The sequence below is a fragment of the Fimbriimonadaceae bacterium genome (assembly GCA_019638795.1).
GTDB lineage: Bacteria > Armatimonadota > Fimbriimonadia > Fimbriimonadales > Fimbriimonadaceae > JAHBTB01.
Map to the genome: position 1 here is coordinate 86784 of JAHBTB010000007.1, position 17432 is coordinate 104215.

At 65.3% G+C, this 17432-nt stretch carries 17 protein-coding genes and 2 tRNA genes; 12 read left to right on the forward strand and 7 right to left on the reverse strand.

Annotated elements, in window-relative coordinates; genetic code table 11:
- Positions 1-40: 40 nt before the first annotated feature.
- The 7 genes from moaA (at position 41) to KF857_09860 (ending at position 7441) form a co-directional block, all read left to right on the forward strand.
- Positions 41-1033, forward strand: a complete 993-nt coding sequence (moaA, locus tag KF857_09830) for a GTP 3',8-cyclase MoaA (GenBank protein ID MBX3112297.1) — start codon at positions 41-43, stop codon at positions 1031-1033.
- On the forward strand, positions 1030-1932 hold the full coding sequence (moaCB, locus tag KF857_09835) for a bifunctional molybdenum cofactor biosynthesis protein MoaC/MoaB (GenBank protein MBX3112298.1): 903 nt from the start codon (positions 1030-1032) through the stop codon (positions 1930-1932). The genes moaA and moaCB overlap by 4 nt, the downstream gene beginning before the upstream one ends.
- Entirely contained in the window at positions 1929-3092 is a 1164-nt protein-coding gene (locus KF857_09840) for a molybdopterin molybdotransferase MoeA (protein ID MBX3112299.1), read from the forward strand. The genes moaCB and KF857_09840 overlap by 4 nt, the downstream gene beginning before the upstream one ends.
- The gene (locus KF857_09845; protein ID MBX3112300.1) at positions 3074-3331 is read left to right on the forward strand and encodes a MoaD/ThiS family protein; all 258 of its coding nucleotides are present in this window, start codon (positions 3074-3076) and stop codon (positions 3329-3331) included. The genes KF857_09840 and KF857_09845 overlap by 19 nt, the downstream gene beginning before the upstream one ends.
- Positions 3328-4752 carry a ThiF family adenylyltransferase gene (locus KF857_09850; GenBank protein MBX3112301.1) on the forward strand — a complete coding sequence of 475 codons (1425 nt, stop codon included), beginning with the start codon at positions 3328-3330 and terminating at the stop codon, positions 4750-4752. Before KF857_09845 ends, KF857_09850 begins: the two co-directional genes overlap by 4 nt.
- 62 nt (positions 4753-4814) lie before the next feature.
- Positions 4815-6998, forward strand: coding sequence for a molybdopterin oxidoreductase family protein (locus KF857_09855; GenBank protein MBX3112302.1), 2184 nt, complete (start codon positions 4815-4817; stop codon positions 6996-6998).
- The gene (locus tag KF857_09860) at positions 6995-7441 is read left to right on the forward strand and encodes a hypothetical protein (protein ID MBX3112303.1); all 447 of its coding nucleotides are present in this window, start codon (positions 6995-6997) and stop codon (positions 7439-7441) included. The genes KF857_09855 and KF857_09860 overlap by 4 nt, the downstream gene beginning before the upstream one ends.
- On the opposite strand, the gene KF857_09865 is transcribed toward KF857_09860, so the two are convergent.
- From KF857_09865 to KF857_09885, 5 genes are all read right to left on the reverse strand, one after another.
- Positions 7438-7671, reverse strand: coding sequence for a hypothetical protein (locus tag KF857_09865; GenBank protein MBX3112304.1), 234 nt, complete (start codon positions 7669-7671; stop codon positions 7438-7440). The two genes, KF857_09860 and KF857_09865, sit on opposite strands and share 4 nt — an antisense overlap.
- Positions 7671-8168, reverse strand: a complete 498-nt coding sequence (locus KF857_09870; protein ID MBX3112305.1) for a Rieske (2Fe-2S) protein — start codon at positions 8166-8168, stop codon at positions 7671-7673. The genes KF857_09865 and KF857_09870 overlap by 1 nt, the downstream gene beginning before the upstream one ends.
- Entirely contained in the window at positions 8165-8779 is a 615-nt protein-coding gene (locus tag KF857_09875) for a 4Fe-4S binding protein (protein ID MBX3112306.1), read from the reverse strand. The genes KF857_09870 and KF857_09875 overlap by 4 nt, the downstream gene beginning before the upstream one ends.
- A 176-nt stretch (positions 8780-8955) precedes the next feature.
- Positions 8956-9031, reverse strand: a tRNA-Asn gene (locus tag KF857_09880).
- A gap of 73 nt (positions 9032-9104) precedes the next feature.
- Complete coding sequence (locus KF857_09885) at positions 9105-10442, reverse strand: ABC transporter substrate-binding protein (protein ID MBX3112307.1); 1338 nt, start codon at positions 10440-10442, stop codon at positions 9105-9107.
- An 80-nt stretch (positions 10443-10522) separates the two neighbouring features.
- Between KF857_09885 and KF857_09890 the strand changes: the two genes are divergently transcribed.
- A complete protein-coding gene (locus KF857_09890; protein MBX3112308.1) occupies positions 10523-10969 on the forward strand; it encodes a hypothetical protein in 447 nt (148 codons plus the stop codon).
- A gap of 221 nt (positions 10970-11190) precedes the next feature.
- On the opposite strand, the gene KF857_09895 is transcribed toward KF857_09890, so the two are convergent.
- Positions 11191-11267, reverse strand: a tRNA-Ile gene (locus KF857_09895).
- 44 nt (positions 11268-11311) lie between these two features.
- Positions 11312-11701 carry a hypothetical protein gene (locus KF857_09900; protein MBX3112309.1) on the reverse strand — a complete coding sequence of 130 codons (390 nt, stop codon included), beginning with the start codon at positions 11699-11701 and terminating at the stop codon, positions 11312-11314.
- A gap of 150 nt (positions 11702-11851) precedes the next feature.
- Between KF857_09900 and KF857_09905 the strand changes: the two genes are divergently transcribed.
- The 4 genes from KF857_09905 to KF857_09920 are packed head-to-tail and all read left to right on the forward strand — an operon-like array spanning position 11852 to position 17427.
- The gene (locus KF857_09905; GenBank protein ID MBX3112310.1) at positions 11852-13468 is read left to right on the forward strand and encodes a PQQ-binding-like beta-propeller repeat protein; all 1617 of its coding nucleotides are present in this window, start codon (positions 11852-11854) and stop codon (positions 13466-13468) included.
- A gap of 12 nt (positions 13469-13480) precedes the next feature.
- Entirely contained in the window at positions 13481-14518 is a 1038-nt protein-coding gene (gene dprA, locus KF857_09910) for a DNA-processing protein DprA (protein ID MBX3112311.1), read from the forward strand.
- Positions 14515-15552 (forward strand): amidohydrolase family protein, encoded by a 1038-nt coding sequence (locus KF857_09915; protein ID MBX3112312.1) that lies wholly within the window; start codon positions 14515-14517, stop codon positions 15550-15552. Before dprA ends, KF857_09915 begins: the two co-directional genes overlap by 4 nt.
- 42 nt (positions 15553-15594) lie before the next feature.
- Complete coding sequence (locus KF857_09920; protein MBX3112313.1) at positions 15595-17427, forward strand: APC family permease; 1833 nt, start codon at positions 15595-15597, stop codon at positions 17425-17427.
- Positions 17428-17432: the final 5 nt, after the last annotated feature.

Here is a 17432-nt window from a genome sequence, read left to right on the forward strand (position 1 = left end):
GGTCATGGGTCGTGGTCCGCGGGAAGGGCAAGAATAGGACGTGGCGGACAAGACGGAGGTGCTCACCGACCGGTTCGGCAGGTTCCACGACTACCTGCGGGTGTCCATCACCGACCGGTGCAACTTCCGGTGCGTCTACTGCATGCCCGCCGAGGGCATCGCCTGCCACCAAAAGGAACAGGTCCTCACCTTTGAGGAGATCGAGCGACTTGTCCGGTTCTTTGTCAAGCGCGGGGTGCGCAAGGTCAGGGTCACGGGCGGTGAGCCGACTGTCCGCAAGGGCTACCTAGACTTGGTCGCGAACCTGGCGGGGATCGACGGCCTGGACGCGGTGACGATGACGACGAACGGGAGTTGCCTGGCCCGCGACGCTTCGGCGCTGAAACGAGTGGGGCTCAAATCCATCAACGTCAGCCTGGACACATTGCGGCCGGAGCGGTTCGAGAGCATCACCCGGCGTACCGGGCTGGCCCATGTCCAAGAGGGCATTGAGGCCGCCCTTGAGGTGGGCCTCGAGACCAAGGTGAACGTCGTCCTGATGCCTGGGGTCAACGACGACGAGCTGGTCGACTTTGTCGAACTCACCCGTGACCGGCCCCTGACCGTCCGGTTCATTGAGTTCATGCCTTTTCTTGACAACGGTTGGAAGCCCTCGCGGGTGGTCTCGTCGGCCGAATTGCGGTCGCGGCTCGCGACAAACTACCGGTTGACCTTGGTACCAGGTCAACCGAACGATGTCGCCAAGGAGTACACCGTTGAGGGATTCGCAGGGAAGACGGCTTTCGTTTCCAGCGTGACCGAGAGCTTTTGCGCGGGGTGCAACCGCATCCGGCTCACCGCCGACGGGCAACTCAAGTCGTGCCTCTTCCTGCCGCCCAACGTGTCCTTGCGAGACCTGGTCCGTGGGGGAGCTTCCGACGAAGAATTGGAGGCGGCCGTTGCCGAATGCCTCCGGAGCAAATGGCGGGCCCATCCTTCGATGCAGGATTGGTCCCAGCGAGACCACTTAGCGATGGTGCAGATAGGCGGATGAGAGACGTTTCCTTCAAGAACACGACCAAGCGGACGGCGTTGGCCCGGGCTGAACTGTTGGCCGGCGCGACGACGATCGACCGTGTGCAGAGGGGTGACACCCCCAAAGGCGACCCGGTGCCGGTGGCGAAAGTGGCGGCCATCCAGGCGACCAAGAAGACGACCGAATGGATCCCCTACTGCCACAACATCCCCATCGAACATGTCCGCGTCGACTTCAACTTTTTGGCCGACCGGATCCAGGTCGACGTGTATGTCGTGTCGGTGGCGAAGACCGGGGTGGAGATGGAAGCGATCACCGCGGCTGCGGCCGCGGTGATCACCCTCTACGACATGCTCAAGGTCATTGACGACGACATGGAGATCGGGTCGGTGCGGTTGCTCTCGAAGACGGGAGGCAAGTCCGACCTGCCCAAGGCGGACGGGTGGTCGGCACTCGTCATCGTCATGTCTGACCGGGTCAGCCGTGGGGAGTACGAAGACCGGAGCGGCCCCGTCCTGACCGAGGCCCTGTCCCGCCACGGGGCGGGCCAAGTCGCCAAGAAGGTGCTGGCCGACGATGGGGACGCCCTGCGGCGCGAAGTCCAAGAGGCCGTGGGCCGGGGCGTGAGCCTTGTCGTCGTCACCGGTGGCACCGGGGTCGGGCCTCGCGACGTGACCCCGCAGACCTTGACTGCGATGCTGGATGTCGAACTACCGGGCGTCGTGTCGGCCTTCATGAGTTACAGCCAAGCCCGCATACCGACCGCGATGCTGTCCCGACCGGTCGCCGGGATTGTGGGCCAGACCGTCGTCCTCGGCGTCCCCGGGAGCCCGGGGGCCTGCGAGGACGCGATGTCTTGCCTGCTTCCCAGCCTCCTCCACGTCCGCGAGATGTTGGCCGGGGGCGGTCACGGGTGATCTCTTTCGCGGAGGCACAGCGGCTCGTCGTGGCCCGCCGTTTGCCCGACCTGGCCGTCGAGGTGGGCTTGGGCCAGTGTCTGGGAAGGGTCTTGGCGGAGTCGGTCGCGAGTCCATTTGACTTTCCCCTTTTCGACAACTCAGCCATGGACGGCTTCGCCGTCGGCGAAGGCGAAGGGGCGTGGCAAGTTGTCCGCGAAATTGCGGCTGGTTCCGCCCCTGGCCCGGAGCTCCGGGCCGGAGAGGCGGCCCGCATCTACACGGGTGCTCCCACGCCGCCGGGCACCTGGGCGGTAGTCCCCCAGGAGGACGCCGTCTTGGACGGCGACCGACTGACCGCAGGGCCATTGAAGGAAGGCGCCCACATCCGGCGACGGGGTGAGGAGGTCGCGGCAGGCTCACTGATCGTCAACGAAGGTTGTCTTGTCACCCCGCCGGTCGTCGCCGCCCTGTCGTCCGTGGGGCTCGACCGCGTGAAGGTGGTCAGTCCTCCGGCCGTCGCGGTGCTGGGGACGGGGGACGAGGTCGTCGCGCCAGGGACGTCCTTGGGTGAAGGACAGATCTACGACTCTAACCTCGCCGCGGTCGGCGCGGTGCTGGGCTCGTGGGGGGCCACGGTGACGGCGCGTCATGTCGACGACGACCCCAAGGCGCTCGGAGACGCAGTCGGTGACTTGCTCGCCGACCATGACCTCTTGGTCACGACCGGCGGCGTCTCGGTGGGGTCGCGTGACTACATGATGGACGTCATGTCAGGGCAGTCGTTCGAGGTCCACTTCCACGGCGTCGCGATGAAGCCCGGGAAACCCCTGGCGTTCGCCACCCGGCCCGACGGCAAGGCGTGGTTTGGCCTCCCCGGCAACCCACTCTCCACCTGGACGGGACTCCTCATGTTCGTCGGCCCGTTCCTGGGCCACCCGCTTCGCATGGAACGGCGCACCCTTGCCGCCGGCCTTACCCGAAAGCCGGGAAGGGAAGAGTTCGTCCCCTTCTTTCTGGCTCCGACCGGAGAAGTGGACGTCAAGGACACGGTCGGCTCTCACGCAAACTTCGGCCTGTTGGGTGCGGACGGCCTCGTCCAGATCAGTGCGTCAACGGCGGTGCTCAGCGCCGGTGACGAGGTTGAGACACACTGGTTTCCGTGGGAGACCCGACGATGAAGCGGGTGACGGTCCAGTACTTTGCTGTCCTTCGGGAGCGGAGGGGCTTGGCCAGCGAGACGGTGGAGACGTCGGCGCCGACGGTCGGTGTGCTCGTCGGTGAGTTGGTCTCCCGGCACCGCCTCGGCCTTCCTCCGTCACTCATCCGGGCCGCCGTCGACCGCGAGTTCGTCGATGACGACTGTCCCTTGGCCGGTGGGGAGACTGTGGTCCTTGTCCCTCCGGTGGCCGGCGGATGAGGTTCAGCCTTTCTGACCAGCCCCTGGGCCTGCCGCCCGTCCATCTGCCCGGCGCAGGTGCCTTCGTCACATTCGAGGGAAGGATCCGCGACCACGCGGACGGGCGGTCCGTCCTCACCTTGGAGTACGAGGCGTATCCCGAGATGGCCGAACACCAGGGCGAGATGTTGGTCCAGGAAGCGATCGACCGGTTCGGACTCGTCGACGCCCGGGTCGTCCACCGGGTCGGTGCTCTGACCGTCGGCGATGTCGCGGTGCTGGCCCAGGCGGCCTCCCCCCACCGCCGCGAGGCGTTCGAGGCCTGTGAATGGCTCATGGACCAGCTCAAATGGCGGGTTCCCATCTGGAAACGTGAGACGTACGCGGACGGGGTGTCGGAATGGGTCGGCGCTGGCGCACCTCCGGCGCCCGACGACGGCGACCGCATGTTCGCGAGGCAGGTCGTCTTGCCCGAAATCGGACCCAAGGGGCAGGAGCGCCTGGGCCAGGCGCGGGTGTTGGTCGTCGGTGCGGGTGGATTGGCCGCAGGGGCGGTGCCCGCTCTGGTCGGGGCGGGTGTCGGGACACTGGGGATCGTCGACCCTGACACCGTCGAAGAGACAAACCTCCACCGGCAGGTCCTGTTCACTGCATCGGACATCGGCCGGCAAAAGGCGGAGCGGGTCGTTGCTTTCGCCAAGCGGCTCCGCCCGTCCGTCCAGGCCCACGCCTTCCCTCACCGGTTGAGCCGGGAGAACGCCGCCCGCCTGGTCGCGGACTACGACTGGGTGCTGGACTGTACGGACTCCCTCGACACGAAGTTTCTCCTCGACGAAGCGTGCCGGGGTGCGGGCAAAACACTCGTCACCTCAAGCATCCACCAGTTTGAGGGGCAGGTGCTCGTCGTGAGCCCCGGTGGGCCGTGCCTCCGGTGTCTCTTCCCCGAGCGTCCCCCCGAAGAGTGCGTCGGGACCTGCGAGCAGTCGGGAGTCTTGGGCGTGACGCCGCTCACGTTCGGAGCGCTCCAGGCCAACGAGACGATCAAGGGCATCTTGGGGATGCCGGTCCTGGACCAGGACCTCCTTCTCTTCGACCTCCGCACGTTGGAGTCAGTCCGGCTCCACCGGCGGCCGAACCCGGACTGTGAGGGTTGTGGGCGGGGTGTCGCCTCCCCTGGCCAGGGTTTGGTCGTGGACCGTCTGCCCGCCGGTCACACCCTTGTGGACATCCGTGATCCCGACGAAGAGCCTCGGCTCACTGTCGACCACCTTGCCGTCCCGATGGAGGATTGCTACCAGATGGATTGGGACGGCCCGACCGTCTTCGTCTGTGCGAGCGGCCGTCGCAGCTACCGTCTCGTGGCCGACCTCCGGGCCCGGGGGGTACATCAGGTCTATTCTCTCCAGGGCGGGGTCGGTAACGCCAGTGCCCGTAAGGCTTAGCCGCCGGTCGGTATATGACTTGGGTCATAGCGACCCATTTTGTGGCCCCTCATAATCAGGGCATGGCGAAGCTTCCTGTCCCGATTGACAAGCTCATCGACGAGTTCGGGCCGCACCCAGCCTACGTGCCCCCCGGGGGATGGCAGGGACGCGACGCCCCCGACAAGCTGGTCAAGACCCATTGCTGCTTCTGCGGCATGCAGTGCGGCATCCAGTTGAAGGTCAAAGACAACAGCGTCATCGGCTTTGAGATTTGGGAGGAGTTCCCGTTTAACAAGGGCAAGTTATGCCCGAAAGGTGTCAAGCGGTACCTGCAAGGCGGCCATCCCGACCGTCTGATGGACCCGATGAAGCGGGTGCCGGGCAAGGGCTTTGTGCCGATTTCGTGGGAGGAGGCCTACAGCGAGACGGTCCGTGCGATCAAGGACGTCCAGGCGAAGTACGGGAAGGACGCTGTCGCCGTGCTGTCCGGCGTCTCCCTTACCAACGAGAAGAGCTATTTGATGGGCAAGTTCGCCCGGCTGGGAGTGCAGACCGCTAACCTGGACTACAACGGGCGACTGTGCATGGTCAGCGCCGGTGCCGGCAACAAGAAGGCGTTCGGGCTTGACCGCGCCTCGAACTACTGGGAAGACATCGTCCACGCTGACGTGATCATGCTCGTGGGGACAAACGTGGCCGAGTGCTCGCCGATCACGACCGACTACATCTGGCGGGCCCGCGACCGTGGGGCGAAACTGATCGTGGTCGACCCGCGTGTGACCCCGATCGCCCGCACCTGCGACTTGCACTTGCCCGTCCTCTCGGGCACAGACACCGCCCTCCTGACCGGGATCCTGCGGGTACTGATCGAAGAAGGTCACGTCAACGAGGAGTTTGTCGCCGAGCACACCTCAGGGTGGGAAGAGACAAAGGCGTCGGCCCTTGCCGTGTCTCTGGAGGAGGCAAGCCGCATCTGTGGCGTGCGGGTCGAGGACATCGTCAAGGCCGGGCGCATGTGGGGCCAAGCCAAGACCAGCTTCCTTATGCACGCCCGGGGGATCGAACACAGTTCCAAGGGCGTCGACAACGTCGTCTGTTGCATCAACCTTGTCCTGGCGACCGGCCGTATCGGCCGCAAAGGGTGCGGCTACGGCACCATCACCGGCCAAGGCAACGGACAAGGCGGCCGCGAGCATGGGCACAAGTGCGACCAGCTCCCCGGCAACCGCGACATCAGCAACCCGGAGCACCGCGCCTACATCTGCTCCGTGTGGGGATGCACCGACGAAGAGCTGCCCGCCCGGGGGCACACGGCGCCTGAGATCATGCAACTGATCCACGCTGGGGAGATCAAGGCCCTGATCTCCATCTGCTTCAACCCCTTGGTCTCCCTGCCCGACGCGAACTTCACTCGCGAGGCCCTGGAAAAGCTGGAGCACTACACCGCGATCGACTTCTTCCTGAACGAGACCGCGCACCACGCCGACATCGTGCTGGCCGGTTCGCTGCATGAGGAAGAAGAAGGGACCAGCACGAGTGCCGAGGGCCGGGTCATCAAGATCAACAAGGCCGTCGACCCACCGGGCAACGCCAAGGCCGACACTGAGATTATCTTGGAACTGGCCCGGCGGCTGGGGCGGGGGAAGTACTTTGACCATTTCAAGAAGTCGGAGGACATCTTCAACGAACTCCGCGTGGCCAGTCGAGGCGGCACCGCCGACTACTACGGCATCACCTACGAAAGGATCGAGAAGGAGTTCGGTGTCTTTTGGCCATGCCCCGAACTCGACCATCCCGGTACCCCACGGCTATGGGAGGACCTGAAGTTCAAGACTCCCGACGGTAAGGCCCACTTCAACGCCGTCACATACCGCCCGCCGATGGAGGAGCCCGACGACGAGTACCCGGTCGTGCTGACCACGGGGCGCGTCGTGTCGCAGTACCTCAGCGGCACCCAGACCCGGCGCATCGGCGGTTTGGTCGACCTGTGTCCCGAGCCTTATGTCGAGATCCACCCGACCTTGGCCGAAAAGTACGGGTTCAACGACCAGGACTGGATGCGCGTGCGAAGCCGGCACGGTGAGGTCGTCCTCAGGGCCAAGGTCGTGACGACGATCCGCCCGGACACCGTCTTCATCCCCTATCACTGGCCCGGCCGTAGGTCGGCCAACAACCTCACCGTGCGCTCCTTTGACCCCGTGAGCGGTATTCCCGAGTACAAGCGGGCCTGTGTGCAGTTGGAGAAGTGCGGGCCGCCGGAATGAAGCGGCACCCCGCCCTCGAACCGTTTTCGCGGGACCACAATGACGGCCTGATCCTGGCCAGGCACCTGGTCGGTAGGTCGCCCGACGCGGTCGAGGAGTTTGAGAAGGCTTGGTCGGACGAACTGCGCGACCACTTTGACGAAGAGGAGCGGTTGCTGGGTGGTTTGGCCGGGGACTTGGCCGGACAACTGAGGGACGAACACGCGGAGATCGCGCGCTTGGCCGAGGGATTGCCGGGATCAGGGGAACGGTTGGGAGCCGCCCTGGAGGCTCACATCCGTTGGGAGGAGCGGGTGCTCTTTCCTGCCATCGAAGCTGTTTTGGACAGCGCGGCTGCGGAAGCCCTGTCGCGTGAGACCCAGGCTCTGGAGCGTCGGCGGTGGACGGCGAACCCGATGCGCGAGCGTCTGGTCCGTCGTCGCCTTGGCGAGTCCGAGGGCTAGTTCATCTTGAGAAGTCGGTTCACCCCGGCGAGCATCCACACATTGACGGCGAGCAGACCGATGGTCAGGGCGGACGCTTGGACGACCATGTGGTTCCGGCCTGCCAAGAGGTTCTCGAGCACCATGACGAAGAGCCATAGCTGGCACATAAAGATGATCACGCTGAGCAGGACGAACCCGACAAAGACGGCCGCCTTCTGCCGCCGGCGGTGGTACTTCGGCTGGTACATCAGTGCTCCCCTTTGACGACGCCGACCGCCCAAATCTCACCGTTGCGGTGCGCCAGCTTGATCTTGGGGATCGGATGGGGCGGCGGCCCCTGAAGGACTTTGCCGTCGTCGATGTCGAACGCCCCGTTGTGGCACGGGCAGTACAAGAGTTCTCGGCCGTCGTGGACCTCGTAGCCCACCGGACACGACAGGTGGGTGCAGCGACGGCTGTAAGCGACAAACTCGCCGTCGCGCTTTCTCACGAGGAGGCACATGTCGGTGGGGCGGGGATAGTTGAACGGTAACGCCGTCCCGGGCTGGAGGTCCGACTCGTCACACACCTTGGCCGGGTCGAACCGCCGCTCGTCCTTCGGCACGAGGGAATAGGCGGCCAAGGCGGTGGTCCCCACTGCGATGCCCCCGCTGGCCAGAGTCATGAACCGGAAGAACTCCCTCCGGGTCACAAAGTGGTCGTCTTCCCATTCGATGGGGAAGTCTTCAGAGAGTTTGCTACTCATTGGTGGTGTGCCTCCACGGGGCGGGCGGTGGCGAGCAGGTCGGACTTCCTCACCACGGCGTCGGGCTTGACCTTCAGCCGTTGGGTGCCAGCCGGCATCATGAGGTTGACCTTGGTGTGGATGGTCCGGTTGCCAAAAATGAACTCGTTGATCGGCGTGCCGGCACGCTGGGCGGCGATCTCCTCGGGTGTGCCGAAGAAGAGAGCCCCCGACGGGCAGACCGCCGCGCACATCGGTTTGAGTCCGACTGACGTGCGGTCGTAGCACATGTCGCACTTCATCATCTGGTCGACCTCGACGTTGTACTTGGGGACCCCGAACGGGCAGGCGAAGACGCAGTTGGTGCAACCGATACACCGAGGTTTGAGCGAGCTCTGGACGACACCGTCCGGCGTCCTCTTGATCGCGTCAGCGGGGCAGACCATCGCACAGGCCGGGTCGTCGCAGTGCATGCAGATGATCGGCGTCGTCTGCACGGTGTCGTGCCGCTGGATCTGCTCCAGGTGGATCATCGACATCCCCGGATGCGTGTCGCACTCTGCGCAGGCTTGGACGCAAGCGTTGCATCCGATGCACCGACTGGGATCGATATAGAATTGACGCTCGCTCACTCCTTCACTTTCGCACCGCCAAGCTCGTCCTCGCTATGATGCGCGTCATGTTTTGGGCGAAACGGCTCGGTCGTGCGCCTAGAGTGATTATGGCGGAGACTGCCGTCCCAGGTGTCGGACGGGGGGCAAGACAAACAAAGAGACTCCGGCGGTGGTGCCGGAGTCTCTGAAGTCGGTGGCTGCCGCAATAGGACTCGAACCTATGACCCGCTGATTAACAGTCAGCTGCTCTACCAACTGAGCTATGCGGCAACAGAACGGCGAGTATACCAAGGGGTATCGGCGCGATGGGTCCGAGACTTGAGGCCGGTTCCCTTTGGGCCGGTCAACCGCCCTGTTTGGCGCGGAGGGCGTCGACGTGGTCCACCTCGTCTTGCAGGTGCTGGACCCGCTCGCGCACCTGGGCCAGCAGCGTCTTGGGTGGGGTGGGGTCGAGCAGGTTCATCTTGTCGATCGCGTTCTGGAGTTCCCGTTGGTACTCGTTCCAGACCGGCGTCCGGGGGGTGAAAAACGCGTTGTGGCTCAGGGCCTGGTCGCGGAACAGCTTGATGTAGGGGTTGGGGTGCTTCGCGTAAAAGTCGGGGCTGACCTTGAGGAGCGGGGAGAACTTTTTCTGCCCCAAACAGAGAGTCTCCATACCTTCCTGGGACTGGAGGTACTTGAGAAACTCGAAGGCCTCCCGGGGGTGCTTGGCCCCACGGGGGATCGCAACGATGTCTTGTTCGACGATGACCCGGCCGGCAAGGTCGGGGCGGTCGTCCGGATGAGGGAAGGGGGCGGCCGCCCAGTCCAGCTTGGGGTTGTATTTTTGGATGAAGTTGGCCATCCAGACCCCTTGCATGACCGTGGCGACGCTACCGTCGATGAAGGCGTTCCGGGGTGAGTTGAACTGGCCAAACCCCTGCCGAAACGACTGCATCTGGCTCGACCCATAGCGCCGGGCAAAGCTCTGCATCCAGGTGAAGGCCCGGACGTTTTCGGGCAGATCGGTGGTGATCCGGCCTGCCTTGTCCATCAGTGTCCCGCCAAAGAAGTAGGGCCAGCTCCACGGCCACCACCCGGGCTCGGTCGGCAAGAACCCGGCCCTCGTGACATGGCCGTCCGAGTCTTTCCTCATGACCATCTCGTCCATCCGGTCTAGTTCACTGAACGTGCGGGGGGGCCGGTCAGGGTCCCAGCCAGCTTCGCGGAGGACGGCGCGGTTGTAGTGGAGCGCGGTCGTCGCCGGCGTCGCGGGGAGGGAGTACACCGTCCCCTTGTAGGTGCACAGGTCAAAGCAGGCAGGAATGTAGTCCGAACGCTTGATGCCGGCCTCCGCGCACATGCCGTCGAGGGGGGTCAAGGCGTGGTAGTAGGCATAGAGCGGCACGTTGGCGCCGGCGATGCCCGCCAGGTCGGGGGGAACTCCGGCAGCGGTCGCGAGCATCGTTTTCTCTTCGATGCCGCTGACCGAGAGGTACTCGACGTGGACCTTGTCCTGCCGCCGGTTGAAGTTGTCGATGACCCGGCGCATCGCGTCGGCCTCGAAGTCGGTCCACCCCGACCAGCACGTGACGAGGACGCGGCCGGGATATGTTTTGGGCCGCGACACCCGCTCCGTCTCGGCGACCGAGACGACCACGGCCGTCAGGGCCAGTCCCAGCCAGATGTTCCCGCCCTTCATGGCCGCCGTCAGTCTATCCCCGGTCCCGGTCGGGAGGCCCGGCGGCAACTCGGGGGCGCGCCCAGCGTATGAGCATAACAGTGACGACGCGGACCCTGCGACAAGACGAGAAGCTCTTGGCGGCGGCCAACCATGTGGCCAGCATCTTCTTTCCGTTTGTCGGGCCTCTGGCCTTCTGGGCGGTCGGCCTTGTCGTGTCGCGCTATGTGGCCTACCACGCCCGGGTCGCCCTTCTGGAAGCCGTCCTGTTCAAGGCGGCCACGGTGGCGGTCGGGATCGTCTCCTTGGTGCTCACCTTGACCAAAGTCAAAGAGACCATCGAGACGAGTGGGGCGGCGTTCACCTGGGACACGGTGTGGCAGGCCGCCCTGAAGTTCGTCGTCCTTTGGGCGCTCTTCTTTCTCGCCGAGTTCGTGACGGCGGTGCGGTCGCTCTTCCAGGCGCGGGACGCCTACCGGGGCAAGGTGAATCGCAAGACGGCGGAGCGGTTTGGTAACCGATACGGCCTCGAGCTCCGCGGCGGTTGAGGGGCTGGCACATTCTGCGCCTCGCCACCCTTTCGCTCACTCTACGTCCGTCGCCTGCCTGAGACATGGGCTTGGGCAGAAAGGGCGGCGTGCAGACGCACCTCTTGGGGAGGACGGCGGCGCAGGGACAGAGGCGGCGGGCCGGTTGATGAGATGACATCGACTCTCAGAAACAACAACGAGGCCGCAGAGACGGCCTCGCCAAAGTCGAACTGGTTGGTTGGTGGGCCTAACTGGATTCGAACCAGTGACCTCACCCTTATCAGGGGTGCGCTCTAACCAACTGAGCTATAGGCCCGGAGTCTGCGGATGATACCTCTTTGGCGGCCGGTGCTAGGACGGTCACCGACTTTGGCGGTTGATTTCCCGCCGGAGCCGGGCACCGAGGATCCGGCTGAGGGACAGGCTGGCGTCGTCACCGTCCAGGCCCATCACCGCGGCGGAAAGGTACGCCTCGTAGGTGCCCGACCATTCCACAAGCCGCATACCGTCGCTCTTGGCCCGGGGGTCCAGAAGTGCCGCCGAGACTTGCGGGGCGCGCAGGCGGCTCTCGCCAAGGAGGCTTCCTAGCCTGACCGCGACGCGTTCCGCCTTGACTGTCCCGGCCTCTAGGCGGGCCATCGCCGCCTCTGCCTCGCCAAAGCCCTTGCTGATCCTGGCCAGACCGTCGCCGACAGGGTCGGCCGGCCACGTGGCCAGCACCAGGGCGACGATCGCGACAGAGGCGGGCATACTGGTGTTTCGGCGGGGAAACGGGTTACGTTCAGGGTGGCCCGCGCGTCCGAACATAAAGACAAGCCGCGGCAATCTGCCAGACCGCTTCGGTATGCTTCATTGAAGTGTGCGCGGGCGTTTGGCCAGGCCGCACAAGGACGACACACGATGCTTCGCACGACCCGTACGTTCGCCCTGCTCTTGGCGACGGTCATTGCTGGTGCCGCCTCGGCCGCGTTCGACGGACCCGCACCTGTCGCTTGGCGCTGGGCTGAGTCGACGACCGCCTCTCCCGGCGGATCGCCCCAGGTCGACAGCCGCGCCGCCTACGTGGCGGTCGGCGGCTACATGTACGGCATTGACCGCCACTCGGGCAACCAGCTATGGAGGTTTCCTTCGGGCGAACCGATCGCCGGTGTCTTCCGCACGGGATGCGTCCTCGCCAACGGCGTCCTCGTCGCGATCTCCGACGACCGGCAGATGTATGCCGTCGACGTGGCCACTGGCGCCAAGAAATGGCAAGTCCCCCTCGGTGACACCGTGGTCGCGACCCCGGTCGTCGCCGGCGACTACGTGGTGGTCGGCACGACAAGGAACGACCTGTACGCCTACCAACTCGCCGACGGCAAGCCGTTCTGGTCCAAGCCGTACCACCTGGAATCCGTCCTCCACCCCTACCTGGCCGTGTGGGACAAAAACGTCATTTTGAGCACGGCTGACTCCAGCCTCATCATGGTCGACGTCGTCGCCCAGAAGGAGCGGTGGCACCGTGGCCTGCAACGGCTCTCGCCCGGCGCGTTCACCGTTTCCAACGACCGGGTCTACGTCAACTCGAACTCCTATCTGATCGCGTTCCGCGCCAACACCGGCGGCGACGTCTGGCAGGTCAACACCGGTGAGCTCCTCGCCGGTGCGCCGTCGGCGAGCCCCGACCTGGTGGCGACGGTGTCGCGCAGCGGCAAACTGGTGACTTACCGTGGCAACGGGAGGCCGGTCATGCCCAAGGGCGTGGACTTGTACTCGCCGGTGGCCGGTGCACCCATCGTGATCGGCAACAGCGTCATCGCGGCGACGAAGTCCGGATCGGTGAACCTGCTGGACGGCCAGACTGGCGACCTGAAGTGGAACTTCACGATCCCGCCGCTCTTCAAGGGCATCAAGGCCGCTCCGCAGGGCGGTCGGACCGGGGCCAATTCGGGCGGTGGCCCGGGCTTCCCCGGTGCCGGTGCACGCGGCGGAAGTTCGACCCAAGAGGGCGAAGAGATCAAGGCCGTCCCGGCGGTCTGGACGCCGACCTTGGACGGTGACTCGCTCTTTGTCCTTGCCGGTGACGGCAGCATGTTGCTCTTTGACAAGCGGTACGGCGTCGACCTGACCGCGCCGAGCGCGACGATGGCCTGGCCGAACGCCGGTGACCAGATCTGCGGGCTCGCCCCGTTGGAGATCGTCTTCAAGATCGAGGACTGGGGGGTCGGCGTCGACCCCAACAGCATCAAGGTGACGATCAACGGCCAAGAGTATTCGACCGAGCCCATGCGCGAGGGGTACGTCTCCGTCAAGGTGAACGCGATCAACCCGCGCAACAAGCCGCTTGCCGACGGACGGGCCACGTTGGTCGTCCACGTCACGGACTGGCTGGGCAATGTGCTGGACCAGAAGTTCTCCCTGACCATCGACAACAGCCTGAAGCCGTTGGGTTCGCCGAAGAAGCCCGAGTCGACGACCGGCGGGTTCCCCGGTGCCGGTGGCAAGGGTGGCGGCGGAGGCAGCGCGGACGGCGGATAGCACCGCCCGGCGATGAGCCCGCTCTTTTGGCAATACCTGTTGGCGGCCGAGCTGCCGCAGGACAAGGCGCAAGCGTTCTTCCGGACGCTTGCGCCTTCGCTTGACCCGGCGGCCGCCCTGCGCCAGTGGCGAGGACTGGGCGACGCGGAGAGGCGTCGGATAGAACTGTGCGACCTCAAGCGGTTTGAGAGGGCTATGGAGCGGGGCGTGGACATTGTCCCGCGTGACGGTCTGCCGCACACCTTGTTGGAGGTCCAGGCACCTCCGCAGGCGGTGTTCACCTGGGGCCACCAGGACGCATGGGACAGACCCATGGTCGCCGTCGTCGGCACCCGCGCCGCCTCGGCCTATGGCCGGGCGGCGGCGTTCAAGTTTGCCCAGTCCTTGGCCTCCGAAGGAGTCACGGTCGTCAGCGGCGGGGCCCTGGGGATCGACGCGGCCGCCCATGATGGCGCTCTTTCGGTCGGGGGCTCGACGATCGCCGTATTGGGCCACGGCATCGACAAGGTGTATCCCAGCAGCAACGGGCCGCTCTTTGAGCGGATCCGGTCCGCCGGACTCCTCATCAGCCCCTTCGCCGTCGGCGCGCCGTCTCTGCCCCAACGGTTTCTCCAGCGCAACGCCGTCATCGCCGGCCTTGCCCATGCGACGCTCGTGGTGGAGGCCCCGGCCGAGTCGGGGGCGCTCTCGACCGCCGTCGCCGCGGCTGAGTTGGGAAGGGAAGTGTTTGTCGTGCCCAGCACGATCCACCAGGCCTCCTTCAGCGGCTCTCACCGCCTCATCCGGGACGGGGCGACCCTGGTCGACCACCCGTTCCAGATCCTCGACCACCTCGGAATCGAGCCACGAGGCGACGTGCCCGAGGCTCCCCCGGCTCTGGACGGCACGGCCGGCCGGTTGCTGGAGGCCCTGGCCGAGGGAGGATTGACCGCCGACCAACTGGCCGCCAAGACCGGCGTGGCGCCCGACGAAGTCTTGGCGGAGATCACCATGCTCGAGGTCGAAGGCCGTGTCGTGCGTGACGGGCCGGGATACTCTCTCAAACCATGAAGGGCGTCTACTCCACCTGGGGGCCATACGGCTGGGGGGTCTACCGTGTCGAACTGGGCGGCGGGGAGGCAAAGTTTGAACCTACGGGTGGGGTGTCTGAGGGCGTCTTGGCGCCGGGACTTGTCGACGTGCACATCCACGGGGCCTTCGGGACCGACTTTATGTCGGCCGACCTGCCGTCGATGGTCAAACTTTGCGACCAACTGGCCGGACAGGGCTACGACGCCTTTCTGCCGACGACGGTGACGGCCCCGCTCGACGACGTCGTCGCGGCTCTGGGCAGCCTTCCCGACCATCCCATGGTCGCGGGGTTCCACCTGGAAGGCCCCTTCATCAGCCCCAAGCACCCTGGGGCGCAGCCGCCGGAGTCCATCGTCGTGAGCGACCCGGCCTGGGACAAGGTCCTCGACGACCCTCGTCTCCGGCTGGTGACCTTGGCTCCGGAGCAGCCTGGCGGGCTCGACCTCGTCCGGCGTTTGGCGGCCCGAGGCGTGGTCGTGAGCCTGGGGCACACCGACGCCACCTTTGACCAAGCGACCGAGGCGGCCCGGGCAGGGGCCGACCATGCGACCCACACCTTCAACGCGATGCGGCCGTTCCATCATCGCGAACCGGGCACGGTCGGGTGGGTCTTGCAAGACGACCGGGCCTACGCCGAACTCATCTACGACCGGACCCACGTGCATCCCGACGCGGCGTCGTTGCTCCTGCGGGCCAAACCCCAGGACAAGGTCGTCGGTGTCAGCGACAGCACGATGGCCTCGGGCCTGCCCGCCGGTACGCCCCTGACCATGTGGGGCCACGCCTGCGAGGTCGGCGACAAAACGGTCCGCTTGGCGAGTAACGGTGCGTTGGCCGGTAGCGCGGTGACGTTGCTTGATGTCTTCCAGAACTTAGCGGCCGACTTTGGGCCCGAGACGGCGGTGCGTTGTTGCTCGGTCAACCCCCGCGCCAGACTCCAATTGGCCGCTCCGCCCAAGAGATATCTCAGATTCGGCCCGGACCTCCGCCTGCGGGACATCCATGAGTGCTAAGATGGCGGGTGGCCGAGACGCCGCTGTCGAGGCTTACGCTTTATGAGCGGCCTATCTAACTTCAAGCGGGTGTTGCTGGGCAAGCCCATTGCCACCAAGCACGCGCACGACGAGCGGCTGTCAAACGTCTTGGGGCTCGCCGTCTTTGCCTCGGACGCCCTGTCATCGGTCGCCTACGCGACGGAAGAAGTCCTCCTGATCTTGGTCTTGGCGGGGACGGCGGCGTACGGGGGCCTCTCCGGCATCGCGGTCGGGCTGTGCGTGCTGCTGGGCATCATCGTCGTCAGCTACTACCAGACGATCCATGCCTACCCCGAAGGAGGCGGCAGCTACAGCGTCAGCAAGGCGAACCTTGGCCCTACGGCCGGGAAGATCGCCGGCGCCGCCCTACTCCTCGACTACGTCCTGACCGTCTCGGTGTCGGTCGCCTCGGGCGTGAGCGCGTTGACGTCGGCGGTGCCTGCCATCGAGCATGTCAAGGTGCCGATCGCCCTGTTCGTCGTCGTGTTCATCATGTATTTGAACCTGCGCGGGGCAAAAGAAAGCGGCATCGTCTTTGCGATCCCCACGTACGCGTTCATCATTTCGACCCTTGTCTTGGTCGTGACCGGCGTGGTGAGCGGGTTCGGTCATCCCGCGACGACACCCGTGATCCACCAACCGCCGGGCGGTTGGCACGAACTCAACCTCTTCCTGATCCTCCGGGCCTTTGCCGCGTCGTGTACAGCGATGACCGGTGTCGAGGCGGTGGCGAACGGCACGCAGGCCTTCCGAAAGCCCGAGGCGGACAACGCCTCCAAGACTCTGTTCCGGCTGGCGATCTTGCTGAGCGTCATGTTTGTCGGCATGAGTTGGAGCGCCCAGCACTTTGGCGTCGTGCCGATGGAGGCCGACAAGTCGGGCTATATGACCGTCATGGCCCAATTAGCCTCCCGGCTGTACGGGGCGGGCAGTGTCGGTTTCTGGGTCACCCAGATCACCACGTTCTCGATCTTGTTCCTTGCCGCCAACACCGCCTTCGCCGGGTTTCCCCGGCTGGCCAGCCTACTGGCCCAAGACGGCTACCTGCCGCGCTCCCTGATGAGCCTGGGGGACAAGCTGGTGTTCAACAACGGCATCATTGTCCTCGCCGGGCTGTCGTGCGTCCTGATCACCGCGTTCGGGGCAGACACCCACGCCTTGATCCCCTTGTACGCCGTCGGCGTCTTCACCGCGTTCACCCTGAGCCAGGCAGGCATGGTCGCCCGCTGGCGTCGCCAAGGCAAGGCGGGGTTGCCGATGGCCGTCAACCTTGTCGGTGCGGCCGCGACCGGACTCATGACGATCGTCTTGGCGGCGACCAAGTTTGTCGAAGGCGCGTGGGTCACGATTTTTGCCATCCTCGGCGTCATCCTCTTTTTCAACTGGTCGTCGAAGCACTACCACTATCTGGCCAGCGAACTGAGCGTCGACGCCGACGACACCCTGCCGAACGTCAAGACCATGGTGATGCTCCTGGTGCCCCGGATGCACAAGGGCATCCTCCAGGCGGTCGCCTACGCGAAGTCCCTGTCGAAGGACGTCCGGGCTGTCCACGTCACCCTTGACCCCAAGGGAGTCAAACAGGTGAAGGACGACTGGCAACGGTTTGGCGCCGACATCCCTTTGGTGATCCTGGAGTCGCCCTACCGCTCGCTGGTCGAGCCGCTCGTGGAGTATGTCGACGAGACGCTCGAGATCGAACCGACGATGATGGTCACGGTGATCGTCCCGCAGGCCGTGCCCAAGTATCCCTGGCACAAGATCCTGCACAACAACGCCGCGGTGCCGTTCCTTCGGGCCCTAGGCGGGCGGAAAAACGTCGTCGTCACAAACGTCAGATACTTCCTGAAGTGAGACCT

Coding starts and splice junctions, on each gene's coding strand:
- moaCB (MBX3112298.1), top strand. CDS start 1,030: ATGAGAGACGTTTCCTTCAAGAACACGACCAAGCGGACGGCGTTGGCC.
- KF857_09850 (MBX3112301.1), top strand. CDS start 3,328: ATGAGGTTCAGCCTTTCTGACCAGCCCCTGGGCCTGCCGCCCGTCCAT.
- KF857_09855 (MBX3112302.1), top strand. CDS start 4,815: ATGGCGAAGCTTCCTGTCCCGATTGACAAGCTCATCGACGAGTTCGGG.
- KF857_09860 (MBX3112303.1), top strand. CDS start 6,995: ATGAAGCGGCACCCCGCCCTCGAACCGTTTTCGCGGGACCACAATGAC.
- KF857_09865 (MBX3112304.1), bottom strand. CDS start 7,671: ATGTACCAGCCGAAGTACCACCGCCGGCGGCAGAAGGCGGCCGTCTTT.
- KF857_09870 (MBX3112305.1), bottom strand. CDS start 8,168: ATGAGTAGCAAACTCTCTGAAGACTTCCCCATCGAATGGGAAGACGAC.
- KF857_09885 (MBX3112307.1), bottom strand. CDS start 10,442: ATGAAGGGCGGGAACATCTGGCTGGGACTGGCCCTGACGGCCGTGGTC.
- KF857_09900 (MBX3112309.1), bottom strand. CDS start 11,701: ATGCCCGCCTCTGTCGCGATCGTCGCCCTGGTGCTGGCCACGTGGCCG.
- KF857_09905 (MBX3112310.1), top strand. CDS start 11,852: ATGCTTCGCACGACCCGTACGTTCGCCCTGCTCTTGGCGACGGTCATT.
- dprA (MBX3112311.1), top strand. CDS start 13,481: ATGAGCCCGCTCTTTTGGCAATACCTGTTGGCGGCCGAGCTGCCGCAG.
- KF857_09915 (MBX3112312.1), top strand. CDS start 14,515: ATGAAGGGCGTCTACTCCACCTGGGGGCCATACGGCTGGGGGGTCTAC.
- KF857_09920 (MBX3112313.1), top strand. CDS start 15,595: ATGAGCGGCCTATCTAACTTCAAGCGGGTGTTGCTGGGCAAGCCCATT.